Below are 20,078 nucleotides of genomic sequence, written 5' to 3'. Positions count from 1 at the left end.
GAGCTTAAAAATACCTAGCAAGCAATTTATCTTTTAATCATATATATCAAGGCCGCTTTCTCTCTCTATTGGTATGCACAACGTCATGCATTCATTTGTATGACCAGCCAGTGATGGATCACGGTGACGATATAGTGCTGCTGCTGCGCCGTAAGCTCGACATCCGGCGGAATGCTGTGCCATTTTGCCAGGCAGCCACGACAGCACGTGGCAGTGGCGTGCTGAGCAATAAACACCGGATGTCCACGCATTGGCGTTTGCTTACCGTCATTCGCGGGATGAGCCGGGGCAAGGCGCTGAACAACAAAATCCGCCGCATGGCGATCGATGGTCTCAGCCCCTTTTTCCCAACAGTATTGCCGCTCTTTCGGCCCCAGTCGAAAGCGCGACCGAAACGTCGAACGCGACAGGCGCGCAAATAACGGATCCAGGTTCGACATCAGTAAACCGAGCGCCCCAACCGTTGGGTCAGTCGTTCCAGTACCGCCACACCTGCCAGTGAATTTCCCGTTTCATCGAGTTCCGGACTCCAGACGGCAATCGCCATCTCGTGGGGAACGATGGCCACGACCCCGCCGCCCACGCCGGATTTTGCCGGTAAGCCGACACGCCAGGCGAACTCACCGGCATTCTGGTACATCCCGCTGGTTGCCATCAGGGCGTTCACCTGACGGGCCTGCATCGGCGATACCACCTCCTGATCGAGATGCGGTGCATGCCCCTGATGCGCGAGGAACAGGAACGTTTGCGCGAGTTCAACGCAGTTCATTTCAAGCGCACAGTAATGGAAGTAGTTTTGCAGAACCGTCGCCACATCGTTGTGGAAATTGCCAAAGGATTTCATCAGCCAGGCTATCGCCGCATTGCGCGCCGAGTGCTCAAACTCCGAGCGCGCGACCACCGGATCGTAGGCAATGCTCTGCACGCCAGAAAGCTGGCGCACGATTTCGAGCATTCGCTGGCGAGGCGCGCTGAGGCGGCTTTGCAGCATATCGCACACCACCAGCGCCCCGGCATTGATAAAAGGATTACGCGGTTTACCCTGTTCCATTTCAAGCTGCAGCAGCGAGTTAAACGGCTGGCCGGAGGGATCTTTACCCACACGTTGCCAGAGCTCGTCTTCTTCATACTGACGCATTGCCGCCACCAGGCTCAGCACCTTTGAGATGGACTGAATCGAGAATCGCTCGGTCGCATCACCGGCCTGGAAACGCTGTCCGTCTACCGTGCATATGGCGATACCCAGCTTATTACCGCTGACCGAGGCCAGCGCCGGAATATAGTCGGCAACCTTCCCCTTTCCGATTAACGGTCGGACCTGCGCCAGAATTTCGTCCAGCATCTCATTATGGATAACCGCAGCCACACTTTGCTCCTTGCCCTCAGGCTAAAACGGGCTGCGAGTATAACAGAGGCTGATATATTGCGTCAGGCAGGAAGACGAAAACGCGAGACGGCTTCCAGCAAATTATCGGACTCCTGATGCAAACGCGCAGAGGCATCCGACGCGTCAGACACCAGCGCATCCGTCTGCCGCGATACCTGATTCAGGGCGTGAAGCTGGCGAGTCATCTGATGAATACTCTCCCCCTGGCTCAGCGTGGCATCTGAGATGTCATTCAGCAGGCTGCTTAAATTCGCCACCAGCCCGGTAACCTGCTGCAGGTTATTTTCCAGCCGGTTAACCGCTTTTGAGCCATCATGAATCCCCTGCAAAGAGTGATTGATCAGCGCCTGAATGGTCTGCGTAGAATGACTGCTTTTGCGGGCCAGCAGCCCCACCTCGCGGGCGACCACGGCGAAGCCGCGTCCCTGATTGCCCGCATGTGCCGCTTCAATGGCCGCGTTCAGGGCAAGAATATTGGTCTGGAACGCCACGCTGTCGATCATCGCTACGATCCCGCGCATCTCAGAGGATCGGTCAACGATCGCCTGCATGGAGGCATTCACCGTAGACATCATCTGGTCGCCACCTGCCGCAGCCTGACGCGCCTCATCTGCGCGGGCGCTGGCCAGTTTCGCATAGCCGGTGTTGCCTTCAACATGCGTTTCCAGCGCGGCGATATTCGCCGTGACATCCTCAAGCTCTTTCGCCTGACGTACAGACTGCTGATACAGCTTCTGATTCCCCTGCGCCAGGGAGCCAATGTTCTCGACCATCGAGGTCGTGGCGTGGCTGACCTGCGATACCAGCTGCAGTAGCCCATGCTGTAGGGTATTAACACTGCCGCTGAGCTGACCCATCTCCCGGTTGAAGCAGGCTACACCTGGCGGTGTACCGGACAGATCCCCCGCAGATAGCTGGTTGATATGTGCAATCAACCGACGCAACGGCGTAATGACCCACTTTGCCATCCCGAACCACACCAGAATGGCAATCACCAGCAGAACGACGGGCGCAAACAGGAATAGCGTTTGCAGGCCTGAAAGCTGCGACACCAGCGTCTGCCGCCCTTGCAGGGCCTGTTTCTCGCTCAGCTGCTGGTAACGCGCATAGTTATCATTAAAGTCGGTCTGAAACGCCTGGGCGGGAACAGCAAAAAAGGCATCAATGGCGTTCGTTTTAATCAGCCCTTCCGCCTGCTCTTTAATGGCACCGTAGAAAAGCTGGTAGCTGTTCACCAGTGCCTCGTCTTTCGCCGGATGGAGTGCCAGCCACGCCGTCCATGCCTGATGAGAGTCGTCCAGCGCCTTTTGCGCCTCGTCCATCAGACTGTGCCAGCTCCCTTCCGAGCCGGTCTCCTTATCCTGCATAAACCAGACGCCGGAGCGGTTAAGCAAATCGCTTGCGGCCAGCAGGGAAACGCGCGCCTGATCCAGCTTGCCCTGCTGCTGATACGCCAGCTGGTTATGCTGTTCGTTGCGCTGGGCCTCTTTCAGAGAGGCGGTGAGCAGAAGCGTGGAGGAGAGTTGGAGTGTGGAGAAAAGCCCAATAATACAAAAAATGCCGGCCAGCAGACCAAATTGACGGGGGATGACGCGCTGCGCAATACGGCGAAAAATTTGCGTTAGGTTCATAATTTTCTTCTGTAACAATACGTTAGACGCGAGCGAGTCTACGAAACGAAAATGACAGAACCATTGCAGATAGATGACAACGGCCCTCGTTATGAGGGCCGAAATCACAGACGGGCGATAAATTACACGCGATCCTTCCAGACCGTCTGCACGTTACAGAACTCATGCAAACCGAAATGTGAAAGCTCACGACCGAAGCCGCTCTTCTTCACGCCGCCAAAAGCCACGCGGGCATCGCTGGCGCTGTAGCCATTGATAAACACCCCGCCGCACTCCAGCTCGCGAGAGAATGTCTCCGCCAGCGCGTCGTTTGCGGTAAAGACCGTGGCAGACAGACCAAAGTCACTGTCGTTAGCCAGCGCTAAAGCATGCTCCGCATCCCTGGCGATCGTAATCGCCGCCACCGGGCCAAACAGCTCCTGGCGGAACGCGGTCATGTTCGGGTTGACGTTGCCGAGCACGGTTGGCGCGTAGTAGTTACCCTCACCAGCCAGTTTCTCTCCGCCCAACAGCAGGGTCGCCCCTTCTGCCAGGGTGGCCTGTACCTGCTGATCCAGTTCATCACGCAGATCGAAGCGCGCCATCGGGCCAAGATAGTTCTCTTCCGTCTCCGGCGAGCCCATCTTCAGCGCCGCAACCGCGTCGACAAAGCGTTGGGTAAAGGCATCAGCCACTCCCTCTTCCACGATAAAACGCTTCGCCGCCGCGCAAACCTGTCCGGTATTTTGATAACGCCCCGCCACTGCGGCTTTCACCGCCAGATCCAGATCGGCATCGTTCAGGACGATAAAGGGGTCGGAACCGCCCAGCTCCAGCACGCATTTTTTGAGCGCCGCACCCGCCTGAGCGCCAATTGCCGCCCCGGCACGCACGCTGCCGGTGACGGTAATCGCAGCGATACGGCGGTCGTTAATGGCCTGGCTGACGCCGTCGTTGGTGGCGTTTACCCAGCCAAACACGCCCTGAGGAAAACCGGCATCGGCAAAAATCTGCGCAATCAGATCCGCAGAGCCGAGCACGTTCGGGGCGTGCTTCAGCAGGTAGCTGTTCCCCGCCAGCAGAATGGGAACCGCGCCGCGCAGCACCTGCCAGAGCGGAAAGTTCCACGGCATTACCGCCAGAATCGGCCCCAGCGGACGGTACTCGATGACCGCGTTGTGATCCTCGACCAGCGTGGGTTCAGCATTCAACATTGCCGGGCCATGTTCGGCATACCAGTCGCACAGGCTGGCAGATTTAGCCACCTCGCCGCGCGCCTGCAGAATGGGTTTACCCATTTCGCGGGACATCATCCGCGCCATCTCTTCACCCCGGTTACGCAAAGCCGCGCCCAGATCGCGCAGCTTTTGCGCGCGATGGGAAACGCTTTCGCGACGCCACTGGCGAAAGCCCGTATCGGCCTGAGAAATGGCGCGCTCTAAATCGTCGGCTGTCGCCCAGGGATACGTGGCCAGGGTTTCGCCCGTCGCCGGGTTAACAGAGCGTGCATAAGTAGCAGATGAAAGGGTCATGATGTTCTCCTCGCAATAACAGTTGATTCATTGTGGCCCACTCTGCTATTTCTTAAAAATGAATAATACTGACCACCTTATTCACGAATCGAGAACGCTATGGACTTAACTCAGCTTGAAATGTTTAACGCCGTCGCGCTAACCGGCAGCATCACCCAGGCGGCGCAGAAGGTGCATCGCGTGCCGTCGAACCTGACCACCCGCATCCGCCAGCTTGAAGCGGATCTCGGCGTGGAGCTGTTTATCCGCGAGAACCAGCGTTTGCGCTTATCGCCAGCCGGGCATAATTTTCTGCGCTACAGCAGGCAGATCCTGGCGCTGGTAGACGAGGCGCGGATGGTCGTGGCCGGTGACGAACCGCAGGGGCTGTTTGCCCTCGGCGCGCTGGAGAGCACCGCCGCCGTGCGCATCCCGGAGAGTCTGGCGCAGTTTAACCAGCGCTATCCGCGCATTCAGTTTGCACTGTCAACCGGGCCATCCGGGACGATGATTGATGGGGTACTGGAAGGTACCCTGAGCGCCGCATTTGTCGACGGGCCGCTATCCCATCCGGAGCTAGAAGGGATGCCGGTTTATCGGGAAGAGATGATGCTGGTGACGCCCGCCGGGCATGCTGAAGTCTCAAAAGCCACCCAGGTCAGCGGCAGCGATGTTTACGCTTTTCGCGCGAACTGCTCCTATCGCCGACATCTGGAAAGCTGGTTTCACGCCGACAGAGCTACGCCGGGGCGTATTCATGAGATGGAGTCGTATCACGGCATGCTGGCCTGCGTGATTGCCGGGGCCGGCATCGCATTAATGCCCCGATCCATGCTGGAGAGCATGCCGGGGCACCATCAGGTTGCAGCGTGGCCGCTGGCGGAAAACTGGCGCTGGCTCACCACCTGGCTGGTGTGGAGACGCGGGGCAATGACCCGTCAGCTTGAAGCCTTTATAGCGCTGCTAAACGAACGTCAACCACCAGCGCCTTCTCCATAAACAGGCTCAGCGGATCTTCGACGTACGGGGCAAACGCCGGACGCAGTTCGTATCCGCACTGCTGATACAGACGGATAGCGGCATGCTGTTTGATCCCCGTCTCGAGCCGGACGGTATGGCATTCCCGGCTCAGGGCTTCATCCTCAAGGGCGGCCAGCAGCTTTTCCCCAAGATGTTGTCCCCGATGCGTCGGGTCGATATACACCCGCTTCATCTCTCCCGTCCCGTCACCGTTCAGCACCACTGCGCCACACCCTACGGCATTGAGCTGTTGGTCGCGAATAATCATTAAAATGAGCGACGCGTCCGGCAGATTAGCCAAATCGAGCAGGTGGTTGCTTTCGGCGGGGTAAAGTTCGCTCTGATAGCGGTCAAGGGCCGCGATCAGATTAAGGATGTCGGGATGACGGGCAGACTCAGAGGTGATGGAATACATGGCAGGCTCCTTGCTATTTTTCTTTTAACATAGCGCAGACCTGCCAGGGGGCTACATAGTATTAACTTATGTCATGAGGCCAGCGTCAGTTGGACATCAAGCGCCCTCAGCTCGGCCTGTGTCGTCTCATCCAGCCTGCTGTCCGTGACGATATCCGTCAGAGTATGCAGATGTGCCACGTTAAACAGTGACCAGGCGCCGTACTTTGAACTGTCTGCCAGCAGTACGCGGCGCTTAGCGTTGGCGATCAAATCGCGTTTTAAAGCCGCCTTCTCTTCCGTTGGCGAGGTGATCCCTCGGGTTATATCCCAGCCGTTACAGCTGACGAAAGCCACGTCCGGCCATACGTTTTGCAGCAAGCGACGCCCGTGTTCACCGATGCACGACTGGCTCGAATCGTCGATACGGCCACCAATAATCGTCACTTCGATTTGCCTGAATTCTGAGAGAAACAGCGCAATATGCAGGTCGCTGGTAATGACGCGCAGCGGCAGGTGCGTCAGTTGACGCGCGAGTTCAATCATCGTGGTGCCCGCATCCAGCACGACGGCATCTCCCGCCTTAACAAAGCTGGCCGCCACACTGGCGATAGCATGTTTCTCCGCCAGACTCCTCTGCATTTTTTCGTGCGTCGTGGGCTGGGAAGGAATAAATCGGTTAAGGGTAACGCCGCCGTGGGTACGGCTAATGACGCCCTCCTGGTCGAGCTTAATCAGATCGCGGCGGATGGTCGCCGGTGAGGCATCCGTGATTGCCACCAGTTGATCCACCGTCACCAGATTATGCCCTTTCAGGTAATCCATTATCTGCTCTAACCGGTTATATCCCTTCATATCATTCCCGTGTAATTTGCATAGCCAACTGGATAGACACCGTCATGCTCTCAGACTTCGCTTTGCCGGTCCACGCAATATCGAACGCGGTGCCGTGATCTGCAGAGGTACGGATAAACGGCAACCCGGCGGTGATATTCACCCCGTCATAGAAGCCGAGTAATTTTAACGGAATATGCCCCTGATCGTGATACATCGCAACGACCATGTCATACATTCCTTCGTGGCATTGCATAAATACCGTATCCGGCGGACAGGGTCCTGTGACGTTTAGCCCCTGCGCTTTCATCGCCTCGACGGCGGGGCCGACAATCTTGATCTCTTCATCACCAAACAGGCCGTTCTCACCCGCATGCGGGTTCACACCTGCAACTGCAATGCGCGGATGATCGATTCCCACACGCTTCAGGAAGGTATCGGCAATACCGATCACGGTTTTTACCCGATCCTGACTGAGCGTATCAAGGAATTTACGCAGCGCGATGTGGGTGGTGATGTGAATCACCTTGAGTTGATCGGTGTACAACACCATGGCGTAATCTCTGCTGTCGGTCAGATGTGCCAGCAGTTCCGTGTGACCCGGATAGTGATGTCCGGCCAGATGCAGAGCCTCTTTATTGAGTGGCGCTGTTGCAATTGCCTTTACCTCACCCGCCATCGCCAGTTCGGTGGCTCGCTTCACACAGCGATAAGCCAGATCCCCGGCCTGAGCCTGAACAACCCCCGGCTTTAACCCATCAGGATCCGCCAGCGGTTCGTCCAGCACGTTAATCACACCGGGCGCGAACTGCGCATCGCTGACTTTCTCAATCACACGCATATCGGCTTGCGCGGTAATCCCTTGCTTAAGCACCCGCTGTAGCGTACGGGCGCAGCCCACCACGACAACAGGTGAACCCGATAACTCGCCGTCAGTAAGGGATTTGATAATAATTTCCGGGCCAATACCCGCCGGGTCACCCATGGTTACAGCAATAATATTAGTCACTCATTCTCTCCTCGATAAAATGCAAAACCTCACGCAGCGTCTCTTCCTTTCCGAAGCCCCCTGCTTTGGTCATCACCGGCCGATGCCAGGCACAACCCAAAAATCTGCCGTAAGGTACGCACTGTGCAATGCGTCCCGTAATCTCAAAACCTTGTGCCTCAAGCGCGCTGGCAACGGCCATCGCCACATCGCCACCTGAAACGTACAGCGCATCCGGTGCCTGCTTTTCCAGCACTTCGCGGGTCAGCGTTCCCAGATAAGTACAAATCTTTTCACCCAGCGCCGCGCGGGTCATTCGATGTTGGCTGCAAATATCCTCAACGCGATGTCGGGACTCCCGATCCGAACAGGTCTGCACAATGCAGTGATGACCCGCCTGAAGCGCCTGAATTATTCGGATGAATGCGTCTGCCGTTGTGCCGTTAAGCATGTCGTTAACATCAATGAACACCCGCGACACGCCAGGTGCGTTAAGCGCAAACGCAATCTGACGCTGCGCGATTTCACTCATCGAGCCAACGACGGCCAGCAGCTGTTTGCGCCGGACCGGTGCAAAATGACGCGCCAGCGCATCGCACAACCCGGCCGATCCCACCAGCAGCGGCGTCTGCTCGCAGGTCAGCGCGGCGGCAATAACGGCATCCAGCTCACCCTCCGTCTCTGCATCCACAATCAGCACGCCATCCCCTTGCGCCAGCGCAGTTTCCAGGTCGTGTACGGTCACGGATTTGCCCGCCAGTCCGAAGAAGAGATCAACAATGTCAGCAGAAGGCACCGGCGTTTTCGGGTCGCTGGCAAATTCGGTTTCATTTACCGGGATACCGTCCACCAGACACTGGCCGTGCCGCGTAATGCGCCCGGCTGCGGGATACGCTGGCGCAATGACGATCTGCCGTTTACCGCTTAGAGCCTGAAGGGCTGCGGTTTCAGCGCCCACGTTCCCGCGCAGCGTGGAATCAACCTTCTTAATCAGCCACCGCGCGTTCACGACATCCGCCCCGAGGCGCGCAATTTTTTCAGCCGCCTCTGATGCCCCAAGCGCCCGTGATTCGGTATTGATAACCAGCGCATCAGTGGGTTCAGTAGAAACTGTCTGGAACGCCACGCAGACCTTTTTCCCGCGAAGCGCCAGGCTCACGCCCGCATCGTTTGCGCCGGTAAAGTCATCTGCGACGACCACCACCTCTCTGTATAGATTGTTTTTTTTCATCCCCACTCCGGGTCCGCTCATCCTGTTAATGATTATATTCAATCATGATTGATTATATGTGAGCAAGATCAAGTTAATCAGTTTGCGAATAAATTATAAATTTAGCCACACGATGACCATGACTGATCTCATTTGAGCGAAATCAATCATGACCACCTGGACAGGAGAAGAATGTGGTAACCATCAACAGCACAATTATCAGCGGCGCTGGCGCTATTCCCGCCATCAGACCGCTGCTTAACGGTAAAGCACACATTTTGCTGGTCACAGACGGCAATATTTCACGTCTGGAGGCAGCAAAGCAGATCCGGCTCCTTCTTGAAGAGGACAATCGCAGCATCACAATTATTGATAACGTGCCTCAGGAACCTTCGCACCACGATGTCAGCCAGGTGCTCGGCGGGTTAACGTCTTGCAAGTTCGATTTGATCGTGGGGATTGGGGGCGGCAGCGTGCTGGACGTCGCAAAGTTACTCTCCGTACTGTGTCATCCTCAGTCCCCGGGGCTGGATACTCTGCTGGCCGGGACAAAACCCGCAGCGCGGATTTCCTCCTTGCTGATCCCCGCTACGGCCGGTACTGGCTCCGAAGCCACGCCAAACGCAATTCTGGCGATACCGGAACAGAATACGAAAGTGGGGATCATCTCCCCCGTGCTGCTGCCGGATTACGTTGCGCTCCTGCCTGAACTCACTACCAGCATGCCCGCGCACATCGCCTCGTCGACGGGTATTGATGCGTTGTGCCACCTGATTGAGTGTTTCACGTCAACGGTTGCCAACCCGGTCAGCGATAACGCCGCGCTGACGGGACTGTCTAAGCTGCTGAACAACATTGAAACAGCCTGCGCCGAACCGGGTAATCTGCTGGCGAAACTGGAGATGCTGTGGGCGTCTTACTACGGCGGGGTTGCCATTGCGCATGCAGGCACGCACCTGGTTCACGCCCTTTCCTATCCTCTCGGGGGGAAATATCACCTGCCGCACGGCGTGGCTAACGCCATTCTGCTGGCACCGTGCATGCGCGTAGTGCGCCCCCATGCGGTGACAAAGTTTGCTCAGGTCTGGGATCTCGTGCCCGGCGCGGATACCACCCTGTCGGACGAGGACAAATCCCACGCGCTGGTGACGTACTTTGCGGCGCTGGTTCGCCGCCTCAACCTGCCGGATAACCTTGAGACGCTGGGCGTACCGCGAGAAGACATTGCTTCCCTCAGTGAGGCCGCGCTTAACGTTAAACGCTTAATGAATAATGCCCCCTGTCAGCCAGACCGTGACGAGGTGCAGGCAATCTATCGGACACTGTTTCCCCAACATTAATATCGAAGGAGTGAGAAATGCGTAACACCATAAAGGGCGTACTGACGGCTATCGTCACCCCCTTTGACGCGGACGGCGACCTGAACTTACCGGGACTCACACGGCAGATCGCGCGTCAGCTGGATGCCGGTAATGGCATCTTTTGCGGTGGGACCAACGGCGAGTTTTTCGTGCTAAGCGAAGAAGAAAAAATCGCCGTCACCCGGCACTGCGTTGAAACAGTGGCGGGACGCGCGCCCGTTGTGGCCCATGCAGGAGAAATATCTACCCGTCAGACCATCCGTCTTGGCAAACAGATCGCCTCACTGGGTGTGGATGCCGTATCGGTCATTACCCCTTACTTTGTTCCCCTAAAGCAAGACGAGCTAATCACGCACTATACGGCTATTGCCGATGCGCTGAGCGTGCCGATTTATCTCTACAACATTCCAGCGAGAACCGGTAACACCATTGAGCCCGACACCGCTCGCTCGCTGGCGGAGCATCCCAATATTATCGGTATTAAAGACAGTGCCGGTAGTTACGAGAGCCTGAGCGGATTCCTCAATGCGGTGAAAGACATTGACGGATTCGACGTGCTGAACGGCCCCGATTCGCTGATCCATCAGGGCTTTGTCGATGGCTGCTCCGCCTGTATTTCCGGACTGGCGAACGTGGCACCGGCGGCCATTAACGCCATCTGGTCACGCTTTAATGCTGGTGATATCGACGGTTCCCGCCGGGCTCAGGAAAGCGTCACCCAGCTTCGCACGGAGTTATACAGCGTCGCGTTTTCCCCCGCCGCAGTCAAAAAAGCGCTGCAGATCATGGGAGAAGACGTTGGAGAAAGCCGATACGCCGTGGCGTTTAACGCGCAACAGATGCAACAGATACGCCAGATAGTGACAGCGTCACTGAATTAACCGGCGTCAGTTTCGTCAATAAGAATACCGGGTGCCTGAGGTGCCCAGGATTCACTCGCCCTGAAGAGAGGCAAAGATGAATAATTTTACCGCTGAAGATACCCTAATCATTGTCGGCATAGTGATTGTCTACATTCTGTTCACGACCTGGCTAACCTTCCGGATCCGCAGTAAAAACTCCGGTGATTTCATGGAAGGCTCCCGCGCAATGCCAGCATTTATTGTCGGGATCCTGCTCATGTCTGAATATATCGGCGCAAAATCCACTATCGGCACGGCGCAGGCCGCGTTTGAAGACGGGTTTGCGGCCTCCTGGTCCGTCATCGGTGCGGCGATTGGCTTTCCGCTGTTTGGTCTGTTGCTCGTCAAGCGCATCTATAACACCGGGAAAATCACCATCTCCGGGGCCATTGCCGAAAAGTACGGTAACAGCACCAAAAATATTATCTCCATCATCATGATCTACGCCCTTCTGCTGGTTAACGTAGGGAACTACGTCAGCGGTGCGGCGGCCATCTCCACCGTATTGAAGGTCAATTTGCCCGTTGCGGCGTTTATTACCGCTATCGTCAGCACCTTCTATTTCGCCTTTGGCGGCATGAAGGGTGTGGCGTGGGTGACGGTGCTGCACAGTGCGCTGAAATACTTCGGCATTCTGGTCATCATGGGCTTTGCGCTGTCTAAGACGGGCGGCTTCGCGCCAATGGTTGAAAACATGCCGGACTTCTACTGGACCTGGGATGGCAATATCGGCGCGTCGACCATTTTCGCATGGCTCATCGGCACCATTGGTTCCATCTTCTGTACCCAGTTTGTGATTCAGGCCATCTCCTCCACCAAAGACGTGAAATCGGCCAAACGTTCAACCTGGGTCGCGTTCTTCTTCTGTCTGCCGATTGCGCTGGCCATCGCGGTAATCGGCGTGGCGGCTAAATACCTGCACCCGGAGATTAACAGCCTGTATGCGATGCCGATTTTCCTGCAGGACATGAACCCGTGGCTGGCCGGTCTGGTCACCACCTCTCTGGTGGCGTCTATTTTCGTCAGCGTCAGTACTGTTGCGCTGGCTATCGCCTCCCTGGTGGTAAAAGACTTTTACGTGCCGATGCGCAACCCGACGCCTGAGCAGGAATTTAAGGCCACCCGCTGGATCTCACTGCTGATTGGCTTCCTGCCGCTGATTTTTGTTCTGCTGGTGCCTGAAGTTCTGAAGCTCTCGTTCTTTACCCGCGCCATTCGCCTGTCGATTTCCGTGGTGGCCGTTATCGCCTTTTACGCCCCGTTCTTCCGCAGCACCCGTGGGGCTAACGCTGGCCTAATTGGTGCCTGCGTCGTCACGTCGGTCTGGTATCTGCTTGGCGATCCGTTTGGTATCAACAATATGTATATCGCTCTGCTGACCCCAGCCGTCATCATGGTGATAGAGCGGCTTATTCCGGGAAAAGCGAACGCAAAAGCGCCCACCCCTGCAGAAAATAATGGAGTTTGATATGTCTGTAACCGTAACCCGCGACGGGATTGTTCGTCCGCACCCGCAGGACATTCACATGGAGACAGCCATGCTGCCTTCCTCTTGCCCACAAAACCATGCCGCAAACCTGCTGCCGCTGCCGGATGGCGCGCTGATGTGCGTCTGGTTCGGGGGGACGCAGGAAGGGATTGCGGATATCTCCGTATGGGGTTCACGCCTGACACAGGGCAGCCAGCAGTGGAGCGACGCGGTTAAACTCTCGGACGACGCGACGCGCTCTGAGCAAAACCCGGTCCTCTTCCTTGCCCCGGACAACGTGCTGTGGCTGCTGTGGACCGCCCAGATTTCCGGCAATCAGGACACGGCGATTGTGCGCTATCGACAGTCACTGGATTTGGGCCAAACCTGGGGCGAGATTGATACTCTTCTCGATAAACCGGGCACCTTTATCCGCCAGCCGATAGTGGTGCTGGAAAACGGCAACTGGCTGCTACCGGTGTTTTACTGCCGTACACGGCCGGGGGAGAAATGGGTAGGTAACGACGATATCAGCGCGGTGAAAATCTCGGAGGATCGCGGAAAAACCTGGCGTGATGTTGTGGTGCCCGAAAGCCTGGGCTGCGTGCATATGAATATTACCCCGCTTCACAACGGCACCCTGGTGGCGCTGTTCCGCAGCCGCTGGGCGGACAATATTTATTACAGCCAGTCGACGGACGGCGGCGAAAGCTGGTCCGTACCGGAGCCGACGACGCTACCCAATAACAACTCCTCCATTCAGGTAACGACGCTTTCGAGCGGTGAACTGGCGCTGGTGTTCAATCACATGAGCGCCGCCGGTGCGCTTGAGCGCCGGGCGTCTCTCTACGATGAAATTGATGATGGTGATGGCCGTAAAGAGCCGGTCGTCACCCACGGTCGGGCAGCCTTCTGGGGAGCGCCGCGTGCGCCGATGACCGTCGCCATTTCGCCGGACGGCGGGAAAAGCTGGCCGTGGCAGCGTAACCTGGACGAGGGGGATGGTTACTGTATGACCAACAACTCCATGGAAAAACTCAATCGCGAATTTTCCTATCCCAGCATCAAACAGGGATCGGAAGGCAATATTCATATCGCTTACACCTACTTCCGTCAGGCCATCAAATACGTGCGGGTGACGCCAGAATGGGTCAAGGGGCTAATATGATTATTGGGCATCTCAACGCCCTGCCACTGGCAGGGCTACCGTCGGCGTTATACGCCCTGCTTTCCCGCCCGGAGTGCACGCTTCCGGCTCTTATGGCGCGCGCGGATGGTCGCTGGCAACCGGAGAATAGCGAATGGTTTTGCCATATCGGGCCTGCCAGGACGCAGCCGCGTATCGAGCGGCACACGGAGTACCATCACCAGTGGGCAGATATTCAGGTTGTGTTAGCAGGCGAAGAATATATTCACGCCGGAGCACTTCCCATCGGGCGGCCGGGTGATGAAGAGCGCAAGCCAGATCTGTTTATTGCCTCCACCGCTGAACACAGCGTCGCTATCCGTCTCGGCGCGGGTGATTTTGCCGTCTTTTACCCTGGTGAGCCCCATCAGGCGCTGTGTGCTGCCGTGTCGCCCATGACCGTGCGTAAAGCGGTCTTCAAAATTCCCCGCACGATGCTGGAGGTTTGAGATGCGCCATGCTGTCGTTACCGGAGCCAGCTCGGGCATTGGTGAGGCGATCGTTAAACGTCTGCTGGCTGAAGGCTGGCTGGTGACCGGACTAAGCCGACGCCCCGTCACGCTGGAAACGCCCAACTTCACGAGTCTGAGCGTTGATATCAGCATGCCTGATGCGCTGATGGCCGTATTGCAGCCCCTCCCTCAGCCTCACGCGGTGATCCATGCTGCCGGAATGATGGCTGCCGCGCCGCTGGGGCTGCTGGAGTCTGCTACGGGTGACACGCTCTGGCGGTTGCACGTGCAGGCGTGTGAAGTACTGTTTAACCACTTTGCACCCAGCATGGCGTCCGGAGGACGGTTGGTGGCGATAGGCAGCAGAACGTCACGCGGCGCAGCCGGACGTTCCCAGTATGTCGCCACCAAAGCGGCAATGGTTGGGATGATCAGAAGCTGGGCTGCCGAACTGGCCCCACGAGGGATTACTGCGAACGTGGTCGCTCCCGGTGCTACCCAAACGCCAATGCTCAGTTCGCCGGGGCGGGAAACCTCCCCGCCGAAATGTCCGCCGTTAGGGAGGCTTATCAGGCCAGAAGAGGTCGCCGGGTTGGTCAACTTCCTGTTGAGCGAAGAGGCCGCCGCCATTACCGGGCAAGAGATTGCGATCTGCGGCGGCGCATCGCTCAGCTAGCGCAAAAAGATCCGCCCTTTCAGATACAGCGTCGCCTGCCCGCCAATCAGCACGCGGTCACCCTTTAACTCGCAGCGCAGATCCCCGCCACGGGCTGACACCTGGCGGGCATTCAGTGACGTTTTACCCAGTTTTTCGCTCCAGTACGGAATCAACATGCTGTGCGCCGATCCCGTCACCGGATCTTCCGGCACGCCGTCACCCGGACAGAAGAAGCGGCTGACAAAGTCATACGAGTCCCCCGGTGCCGTGACGCAGACCATTTTATCCAGCGGGATCATTGCCGCGATTTCCGGCGTTAAGGCTTCTACCTGCTGCTGGCTTTCCAGCACCACCATGTAATCGCGCCCTGCGCGGATCTCTTGTGCACCGCGGATGCCCAGCGCGCTGAAGAGTAACGCGGGCGGATTGTCGACAACCTCCGTCGACCATGCCGGGAAATTGAGCGTCAGCCAGTCTCCGTTGCGCTTCACCGTCAGGTCGCCAACAAAACGCGTCGAGAAGGTGATTTCGGTATGCGGGTAGTCGAGATATTCAAAAATGACGTGGGATGCCGCCAGCGTCGCATGTCCGCAGAGGTTAATTTCATCAAGCGTGGTAAACCAGCGCAGCTCGAAGCCGTTATCCGTACGCACGAAGAAGGCCGTTTCCGACTGGTTATGCTGCTTCGCCATGTTGAGCAGCGTCTCATCCGGAAGCCACTCTTCCAGCGGGCAAACCGCCGCCGCATTACCACCGAACGCCCTGTCGCTGAAGGCATCTACCAGATAAAAATCAATTTCCTGCATGGTCTCTTCCTCTTTTTTTCTAGCGCAGAAATACTGTGCCTTTCAAATATAATGATGCCTGGCCGCTCATCATCACGCGCGAGCCTTTCAGTTCGCAGCGCACATCACCGCCACGGGCCGAAACCTGACGCGCAAACAGCGTCGTTTTTCCCAGCGTTTCACTCCAGTAAGGAATGAGCATCGTATGCGCAGAGCCGGTGACAGGATCTTCAGGTACGGCAACCCCTGGTGAGAAGAAGCGGCTGACGAAATCGTACTCACCCTCCCCACGCGCGGTGACGGCAACCTTGTGTTCACCTGGCGTCATCGCGGAATAGTTTGGCGTCACGGCTTCCACCTGCTCACGATTTTCCAGCACCACCACCCAGGCGCGCCCCTTTCGGGCCTCAACGTAGCGGTTGATCCCCAGCGCGGCGAGCATCTCTGGCGGCGGGGTCAATTCCTGCGTCGGACAGGCCGGGAAATCGAGCGTCATCCAGTCACCTTCCCGGCTGACCGTCAGGCGGCCCGAGGCGGTCTCAAAGTGAATGCGCGAGTCCGGGTAGTCCAGCTCGTTAAACAGCACATACGCAGCGGCAAGCGTCGCGTGCCCGCAGAGATTGACCTCGGTTAAGGTGGTAAACCAGCGCAGCTCAATCCCGCCTTTACTGCACACGAAGAACGCGGTTTCGGACTGGTTATGCTGCTGCGCCATGCTGAGTAACGTCTCATCCGGTAGCCATGCCTTTAGCGGGCAAACCGCCGCCGGATTGCCACCAAATGAGGTATCACTAAACGCATCTACCAGGTAAAAATCAATCTCCTGCATCGACTTACCGCCTGTTATCGTTATGTTGTTCTTTATCTTCACGGAAAACCTCGCCCGCCGCTACCGCTGTGGTACGGTAAATTTTGTGATTAAGGTCACATTATGGTTGAGTTTTCGCCGTTTAAAGCTTTAAGATCGTCTCCTCATCGTTAATCAATCCCAGACATCTTTATGACAACAAACACGGTTTCCCGCAGGGTCGCGTGGCTACGTGTGGTCACGCTCGCCATCGCTGCGTTTATTTTCAATACCACTGAATTTGTTCCGGTTGGGCTGCTGTCTGACATAGCCGACAGCTTCCAGATGGAGACGGCGCAGGTGGGCATTATGTTGACCATCTACGCCTGGGTGGTGGCGCTGATGTCGCTGCCGTTTATGCTGCTGACCAGCCAGATGGAGCGGCGAAAGCTGCTGATTGGCCTGTTTGTGGTCTTCATCGCCAGCCATGTGCTGTCATTTATGGCGTGGAATTTTACGGTGCTGGTCGTTAGCCGCATCGGTATTGCCTTTGCCCATGCGGTGTTTTGGTCGATTACCGCGTCGCTCGCTATTCGCCTGGCACCGGCGGGGAAACGCGCGCAGGCGCTGAGCCTGATTGCCACCGGTACCGCGCTGGCGATGGTGCTCGGCCTGCCTATTGGTCGTATTGTCGGGCAATACTTCGGCTGGCGTACCACCTTCTTTGCCATCGGCATGGGGGCGCTGATCACACTGGTCTGCCTCATCAAGCTGCTGCCAACATTGCCGAGCGAACATTCCGGCTCGCTGAAAAGCCTGCCGCTGTTGATGCGTCGCCCGGCGCTGATGAGCATTTATTTGCTTACGGTGATTGTGGTAACCGCCCATTACACGGCCTACAGCTACATTGAGCCGTTTGTGCAGGTTGTGGCGGGCTTTAGCGCCAATTTCGCCACGGTTCTGCTGCTGATTCTGGGCGGCGCGGGCATTATCGGCAGTATTCTGTTTGGTAAGCTCGGCAACCAGCATGCGTCTACGCTGGTGAGCAGTGCCATTGGCCTGCTGCTGGCGTGCCTGCTGTTGCTGATGCCTGCCGCGGGCAGCGAAAGTCATCTGGCGATCCTCAGCCTGTTTTGGGGCGTAGCAATCATGATCATCGGTCTGGGCATGCAGGTGAAAGTGCTGGCGCTGGCACCGGATGCCACGGACGTCGCTATGTCGCTCTTCTCGGGAATTTTCAATCTGGGGATTGGGGCGGGCGCGCTGCTGGGAAATCAGATTAGCCTGCATGTGTCGATGTCGGCGATTGGCTATCTGGGGGCGATCCCTGCGCTGGTGGCGCTTATCTGGTCGCTGCTGATTTTCCGTAAATGGCCGGTGGCGCTCGAGGAACAGGGCCAGCACGGGTGAGGTTTGTTTGTGCCGGGTGGCGCTGCGCTTACCCGGCCTACGAAATCCGTCTTTTTGTAGGCCGGGTAAGGCGAAGCCGCCACCCGGCAATGACCTCAGTGGTAGGTCTTAATAATTTCCAGCACGCCGTTAATAATAAACTGCACGCCCATACACACCAGCAGGAAACCCATCAGACGGGAAATCGCTTCAATCCCGCCCTTTCCTACCCAGCGCATAATCGCGCCGGAACTGCGCAGGGATGCCCACACGATAATACCGATAAGCGCGAAAATCAGCGGTGGCGCAACCGTCAGCACCCAGTCCGGGAAGGTGGAGCTATCACGCACCGTTGAGGCGGAGCTGATGATCATCGCAATCGTTCCCGGCCCCGCCGTACTCGGCATCGCTAACGGGACAAAAGCAATATTCGCGCTGGGCTCTGTTTCCAGCTCTTCGGATTTGCTGGTCGCTTCCGGTGATTCATGCGCTTTTTGCGCGGGGAACAGCATACGGAACCCGATAAAGGCCACAATCAGCCCCCCGGCGATACGCAGGCCGGGAATCGAAATCCCAAAGGTGTTCATCACAAGCTGTCCGGCATAATAAGCCACCATCATGATGGCAAACACATAGACAGAGGCCATCATCGACTGATGATTGCGCTCTGCGCTGTTCATGTTCCCTGCCAGCCCCAGAAACAGCGCCACCGTCGTTAACGGGTTCGCCAGCGGCAGCAACACCACCAGCCCGAGGCCAATTGCTTTAATCAAATCCAACATAGTGCGTCGTTGTCCTTATCCATATTCATCCCCGCAATTATAGGGTGAAAGTGTGACATTCAGCCATGACCACAACGTAACCATTATTTTCTCACTGCAATGATAACCCTGCGTTATGTATATGATTTGAAAGCACTCAAAAAAAGTTCATGAAACGTTTTAGCAATTCGTGGCATCCGTCGATTCATTCAGTTGACTTATACTTGCCTGAGCAATAATATCTGCCGTGACTAAACTACTTGCCAGGGCAACCATTGTGAAAAGTACCAGCGATCTCTTTAACGACATCATTCCACTGGGCCGTCTTATTCACATGGTTAACCAGAAAAAAGATCGCCTGCTCAATGACTATCTGTCACCGCTGGATATCACCGCAACACAGTTCAAAGTGCTGTGTTCCATTCGCTGCGAAGTGTGTATCACGCCGGTTGAGCTGAAAAAGGTGCTCTCTGTCGATCTGGGTGCATTAACCCGCATGCTGGATCGTCTCGTCTGCAAAGGATGGATAGAACGAAGCCCTAACCCGAATGACAAACGCGGCGTGCTGATCAAACTGACCAGCGACGGCGCGGCCATGTGTGAGCAATGTCATCAACTCGTAGGACAAACACTGCATCAGGAACTAACAAAAAACTTAACGGCAGATGAAGTGGCAACGCTTGAGCTTTTGCTTAAGAAAATACTGCCGTAAACAGAAAAAGAGGTATGACGATGTCCAGACGCAATACTGACGCTATCACCATTCATAGCATTTTGGACTGGATCGAGGACAACCTGGAATCGCCGCTCTCCCTTGAAAAAGTGTCAGAGCGTTCAGGTTACTCAAAATGGCACCTGCAACGGATGTTCAAAAAAGAGACCGGTCATTCATTAGGTCAATATATTCGCAGCCGCAAGCTGACGGAGATTGCCCAAAAACTGAAAGAAAGCAATGAGCCGATCCTTTATCTGGCGGAGCGTTACGGATTTGAATCGCAACAAACCCTGACGCGCACGTTTAAGAACTACTTTGATGTGCCGCCTCATAAGTATCGTATCACCAGCATGCCGGGTGAATCCCGATATCTCTATCCGTTAAAACACTGTAGTTAAACAACGCCTGTAAAGACGTACCGAGGAAATCATGAAAGTTACCGTCTCCGCCGCCCTCGCCTTGCTGGTGCTGTTTTCCAGCCAGACCTTCGCGGAGCAAACGCCCAGTGCAACGCAGCAAAATAATCGTGACACGATGATTTTGCCGTCAGCACATGACCAGTCACCTTTTGATTTCAACCATATGGGGGCTGGTAGCGACAAATCCGACGAATTAGGCGTGCCGTATTACAATCAGCACGGCTTCTGATTCGTTTTGCCCC

Annotated in this window: 22 protein-coding genes; 11 read left to right on the top strand and 11 right to left on the bottom strand. The window is 56.4% G+C overall.

Annotation, left to right across the window (positions count from 1 at the left end):
- Window positions 1–83: 83 nt before the first annotated feature.
- The 4 genes from ACOQH0_RS11260 to sad form a co-directional block, all read right to left on the bottom strand.
- The gene (locus ACOQH0_RS11260) at window positions 84–440 is read right to left on the bottom strand and encodes a DUF4186 domain-containing protein (RefSeq protein WP_256459545.1); all 357 of its coding nucleotides are present in this window, start codon (window positions 438–440) and stop codon (window positions 84–86) included.
- Window positions 440–1,342: a glutaminase B gene (gene glsB / locus ACOQH0_RS11255; protein ID WP_217436349.1), complete on the bottom strand. Its 903-nt coding sequence runs from the start codon at window positions 1,340–1,342 to the stop codon at window positions 440–442. Before glsB ends, ACOQH0_RS11260 begins: the two co-directional genes overlap by 1 nt.
- Window positions 1,343–1,428: 86 nt before the next feature.
- The gene (locus ACOQH0_RS11250) at window positions 1,429–3,018 is read right to left on the bottom strand and encodes a methyl-accepting chemotaxis protein (protein ID WP_421512280.1); all 1,590 of its coding nucleotides are present in this window, start codon (window positions 3,016–3,018) and stop codon (window positions 1,429–1,431) included.
- Between the two features lie 122 nt (window positions 3,019–3,140).
- Entirely contained in the window at window positions 3,141–4,529 is a 1,389-nt protein-coding gene (gene sad, locus ACOQH0_RS11245; RefSeq protein ID WP_421512279.1) for a succinate-semialdehyde dehydrogenase, read from the bottom strand.
- A 99-nt stretch (window positions 4,530–4,628) separates the two neighbouring features.
- Here sad and ptrR point away from each other — a divergent pair, with 99 nt between their 5' ends.
- Window positions 4,629–5,507: a putrescine utilization regulator PtrR gene (gene ptrR / locus ACOQH0_RS11240; RefSeq protein WP_042718116.1), complete on the top strand. Its 879-nt coding sequence runs from the start codon at window positions 4,629–4,631 to the stop codon at window positions 5,505–5,507.
- Here the strand turns inward: ptrR and ACOQH0_RS11235 are convergent.
- The 4 genes from ACOQH0_RS11235 to dtnK form a co-directional block, all read right to left on the bottom strand.
- A complete protein-coding gene (locus ACOQH0_RS11235) occupies window positions 5,461–5,943 on the bottom strand; it encodes a GNAT family N-acetyltransferase (RefSeq protein WP_010431126.1) in 483 nt (160 codons plus the stop codon). The genes ptrR and ACOQH0_RS11235 overlap by 47 nt on opposite strands.
- A 71-nt stretch (window positions 5,944–6,014) precedes the next feature.
- The gene (locus ACOQH0_RS11230) at window positions 6,015–6,776 is read right to left on the bottom strand and encodes a DeoR/GlpR family DNA-binding transcription regulator (protein ID WP_174339545.1); all 762 of its coding nucleotides are present in this window, start codon (window positions 6,774–6,776) and stop codon (window positions 6,015–6,017) included.
- A 1-nt stretch (window position 6,777) separates the two neighbouring features.
- Window positions 6,778–7,764, bottom strand: coding sequence for a D-threonate 4-phosphate dehydrogenase (locus tag ACOQH0_RS11225; protein WP_120158142.1), 987 nt, complete (start codon window positions 7,762–7,764; stop codon window positions 6,778–6,780).
- Complete coding sequence (gene dtnK / locus ACOQH0_RS11220; protein ID WP_421512278.1) at window positions 7,757–8,974, bottom strand: D-threonate kinase; 1,218 nt, start codon at window positions 8,972–8,974, stop codon at window positions 7,757–7,759. The genes ACOQH0_RS11225 and dtnK overlap by 8 nt, the downstream gene beginning before the upstream one ends.
- 173 nt (window positions 8,975–9,147) lie before the next feature.
- Between dtnK and ACOQH0_RS11215 the strand changes: the two genes are divergently transcribed.
- The 6 genes from ACOQH0_RS11215 to ACOQH0_RS11190 all read left to right on the top strand — a co-directional run bounded on the left by ACOQH0_RS11215 (window position 9,148) and on the right by ACOQH0_RS11190 (window position 14,998).
- Complete coding sequence (locus ACOQH0_RS11215) at window positions 9,148–10,293, top strand: iron-containing alcohol dehydrogenase (protein ID WP_421512277.1); 1,146 nt, start codon at window positions 9,148–9,150, stop codon at window positions 10,291–10,293.
- Window positions 10,294–10,310: 17 nt separating this feature from the next.
- A complete protein-coding gene (locus ACOQH0_RS11210) occupies window positions 10,311–11,195 on the top strand; it encodes a dihydrodipicolinate synthase family protein (protein ID WP_421512276.1) in 885 nt (294 codons plus the stop codon).
- 76 nt (window positions 11,196–11,271) lie between these two features.
- Window positions 11,272–12,684: a sodium:solute symporter family protein gene (locus tag ACOQH0_RS11205; protein ID WP_010431119.1), complete on the top strand. Its 1,413-nt coding sequence runs from the start codon at window positions 11,272–11,274 to the stop codon at window positions 12,682–12,684.
- 1 nt (window position 12,685) lies between these two features.
- Window positions 12,686–13,852, top strand: coding sequence for a sialidase family protein (locus ACOQH0_RS11200; protein WP_421512275.1), 1,167 nt, complete (start codon window positions 12,686–12,688; stop codon window positions 13,850–13,852).
- Window positions 13,849–14,319, top strand: a complete 471-nt coding sequence (locus tag ACOQH0_RS11195) for a YhcH/YjgK/YiaL family protein (protein WP_089598474.1) — start codon at window positions 13,849–13,851, stop codon at window positions 14,317–14,319. Before ACOQH0_RS11200 ends, ACOQH0_RS11195 begins: the two co-directional genes overlap by 4 nt.
- A 1-nt stretch (window position 14,320) precedes the next feature.
- Window positions 14,321–14,998: an SDR family NAD(P)-dependent oxidoreductase gene (locus ACOQH0_RS11190; RefSeq protein WP_421512274.1), complete on the top strand. Its 678-nt coding sequence runs from the start codon at window positions 14,321–14,323 to the stop codon at window positions 14,996–14,998.
- Here the strand turns inward: ACOQH0_RS11190 and ACOQH0_RS11185 are convergent.
- Both ACOQH0_RS11185 and ACOQH0_RS11180 read right to left on the bottom strand, forming a co-directional pair.
- The gene (locus tag ACOQH0_RS11185; protein WP_421512273.1) at window positions 14,995–15,786 is read right to left on the bottom strand and encodes a PhzF family phenazine biosynthesis protein; all 792 of its coding nucleotides are present in this window, start codon (window positions 15,784–15,786) and stop codon (window positions 14,995–14,997) included. The two genes, ACOQH0_RS11190 and ACOQH0_RS11185, sit on opposite strands and share 4 nt — an antisense overlap.
- A 19-nt stretch (window positions 15,787–15,805) precedes the next feature.
- Window positions 15,806–16,594, bottom strand: a complete 789-nt coding sequence (locus ACOQH0_RS11180; protein WP_089598471.1) for a PhzF family phenazine biosynthesis protein — start codon at window positions 16,592–16,594, stop codon at window positions 15,806–15,808.
- 171 nt (window positions 16,595–16,765) lie between these two features.
- Here ACOQH0_RS11180 and ACOQH0_RS11175 point away from each other — a divergent pair, with 171 nt between their 5' ends.
- Window positions 16,766–17,962, top strand: a complete 1,197-nt coding sequence (locus tag ACOQH0_RS11175; RefSeq protein ID WP_126816494.1) for a sugar transporter — start codon at window positions 16,766–16,768, stop codon at window positions 17,960–17,962.
- Between the two features lie 95 nt (window positions 17,963–18,057).
- Here ACOQH0_RS11175 and ACOQH0_RS11170 read toward each other — a convergent pair whose 3' ends face one another.
- On the bottom strand, window positions 18,058–18,723 hold the full coding sequence (locus tag ACOQH0_RS11170; RefSeq protein WP_100166675.1) for a MarC family NAAT transporter: 666 nt from the start codon (window positions 18,721–18,723) through the stop codon (window positions 18,058–18,060).
- Between the two features lie 256 nt (window positions 18,724–18,979).
- Here ACOQH0_RS11170 and marR point away from each other — a divergent pair, with 256 nt between their 5' ends.
- Genes marR through marB form a run of 3 tightly spaced genes read left to right on the top strand, consistent with a single transcriptional unit; the run spans window position 18,980 to window position 20,065 of the window.
- Window positions 18,980–19,414: a multiple antibiotic resistance transcriptional regulator MarR gene (marR, locus tag ACOQH0_RS11165; RefSeq protein WP_010431103.1), complete on the top strand. Its 435-nt coding sequence runs from the start codon at window positions 18,980–18,982 to the stop codon at window positions 19,412–19,414.
- A gap of 20 nt (window positions 19,415–19,434) precedes the next feature.
- Window positions 19,435–19,815, top strand: a complete 381-nt coding sequence (marA, locus tag ACOQH0_RS11160; protein ID WP_001303241.1) for an MDR efflux pump AcrAB transcriptional activator MarA — start codon at window positions 19,435–19,437, stop codon at window positions 19,813–19,815.
- A gap of 31 nt (window positions 19,816–19,846) precedes the next feature.
- Window positions 19,847–20,065 (top strand): multiple antibiotic resistance protein MarB, encoded by a 219-nt coding sequence (marB, locus tag ACOQH0_RS11155; RefSeq protein ID WP_010431092.1) that lies wholly within the window; start codon window positions 19,847–19,849, stop codon window positions 20,063–20,065.
- Window positions 20,066–20,078: the final 13 nt, after the last annotated feature.

This window comes from Enterobacter sp. JS8-1, assembly GCF_049187015.1.
GTDB classification, from domain to species: Bacteria; Pseudomonadota; Gammaproteobacteria; order Enterobacterales; family Enterobacteriaceae; genus Enterobacter; species Enterobacter mori.
Note: the sequence above shows the minus strand (reverse complement) of the source record. Positions and strands in the feature narration are given on the sequence as shown.

What these genes read in the sequence shown, in the direction of transcription:
- dtnK (WP_421512278.1), bottom strand. Translation starts at nt 8,974, where the DNA reads ATGAAAAAAAACAATCTATACAGAGAGGTGGTGGTCGTCGCAGATGAC.
- glsB (WP_217436349.1), bottom strand. Translation starts at nt 1,342, where the DNA reads ATGCTGGACGAAATTCTGGCGCAGGTCCGACCGTTAATCGGAAAGGGG.
- ACOQH0_RS11210 (WP_421512276.1), top strand. Translation starts at nt 10,311, where the DNA reads ATGCGTAACACCATAAAGGGCGTACTGACGGCTATCGTCACCCCCTTT.
- ACOQH0_RS11200 (WP_421512275.1), top strand. Translation starts at nt 12,686, where the DNA reads ATGTCTGTAACCGTAACCCGCGACGGGATTGTTCGTCCGCACCCGCAG.
- marB (WP_010431092.1), top strand. Translation starts at nt 19,847, where the DNA reads ATGAAAGTTACCGTCTCCGCCGCCCTCGCCTTGCTGGTGCTGTTTTCC.
- ACOQH0_RS11250 (WP_421512280.1), bottom strand. Translation starts at nt 3,018, where the DNA reads ATGAACCTAACGCAAATTTTTCGCCGTATTGCGCAGCGCGTCATCCCC.
- ACOQH0_RS11190 (WP_421512274.1), top strand. Translation starts at nt 14,321, where the DNA reads ATGCGCCATGCTGTCGTTACCGGAGCCAGCTCGGGCATTGGTGAGGCG.
- ACOQH0_RS11175 (WP_126816494.1), top strand. Translation starts at nt 16,766, where the DNA reads ATGACAACAAACACGGTTTCCCGCAGGGTCGCGTGGCTACGTGTGGTC.
- ACOQH0_RS11230 (WP_174339545.1), bottom strand. Translation starts at nt 6,776, where the DNA reads ATGAAGGGATATAACCGGTTAGAGCAGATAATGGATTACCTGAAAGGG.
- sad (WP_421512279.1), bottom strand. Translation starts at nt 4,529, where the DNA reads ATGACCCTTTCATCTGCTACTTATGCACGCTCTGTTAACCCGGCGACG.
- ACOQH0_RS11205 (WP_010431119.1), top strand. Translation starts at nt 11,272, where the DNA reads ATGAATAATTTTACCGCTGAAGATACCCTAATCATTGTCGGCATAGTG.
- ACOQH0_RS11185 (WP_421512273.1), bottom strand. Translation starts at nt 15,786, where the DNA reads ATGCAGGAAATTGATTTTTATCTGGTAGATGCCTTCAGCGACAGGGCG.
- ACOQH0_RS11170 (WP_100166675.1), bottom strand. Translation starts at nt 18,723, where the DNA reads ATGTTGGATTTGATTAAAGCAATTGGCCTCGGGCTGGTGGTGTTGCTG.
- ACOQH0_RS11195 (WP_089598474.1), top strand. Translation starts at nt 13,849, where the DNA reads ATGATTATTGGGCATCTCAACGCCCTGCCACTGGCAGGGCTACCGTCG.
- ACOQH0_RS11180 (WP_089598471.1), bottom strand. Translation starts at nt 16,594, where the DNA reads ATGCAGGAGATTGATTTTTACCTGGTAGATGCGTTTAGTGATACCTCA.
- ACOQH0_RS11260 (WP_256459545.1), bottom strand. Translation starts at nt 440, where the DNA reads ATGTCGAACCTGGATCCGTTATTTGCGCGCCTGTCGCGTTCGACGTTT.
- marA (WP_001303241.1), top strand. Translation starts at nt 19,435, where the DNA reads ATGTCCAGACGCAATACTGACGCTATCACCATTCATAGCATTTTGGAC.
- ptrR (WP_042718116.1), top strand. Translation starts at nt 4,629, where the DNA reads ATGGACTTAACTCAGCTTGAAATGTTTAACGCCGTCGCGCTAACCGGC.
- ACOQH0_RS11235 (WP_010431126.1), bottom strand. Translation starts at nt 5,943, where the DNA reads ATGTATTCCATCACCTCTGAGTCTGCCCGTCATCCCGACATCCTTAAT.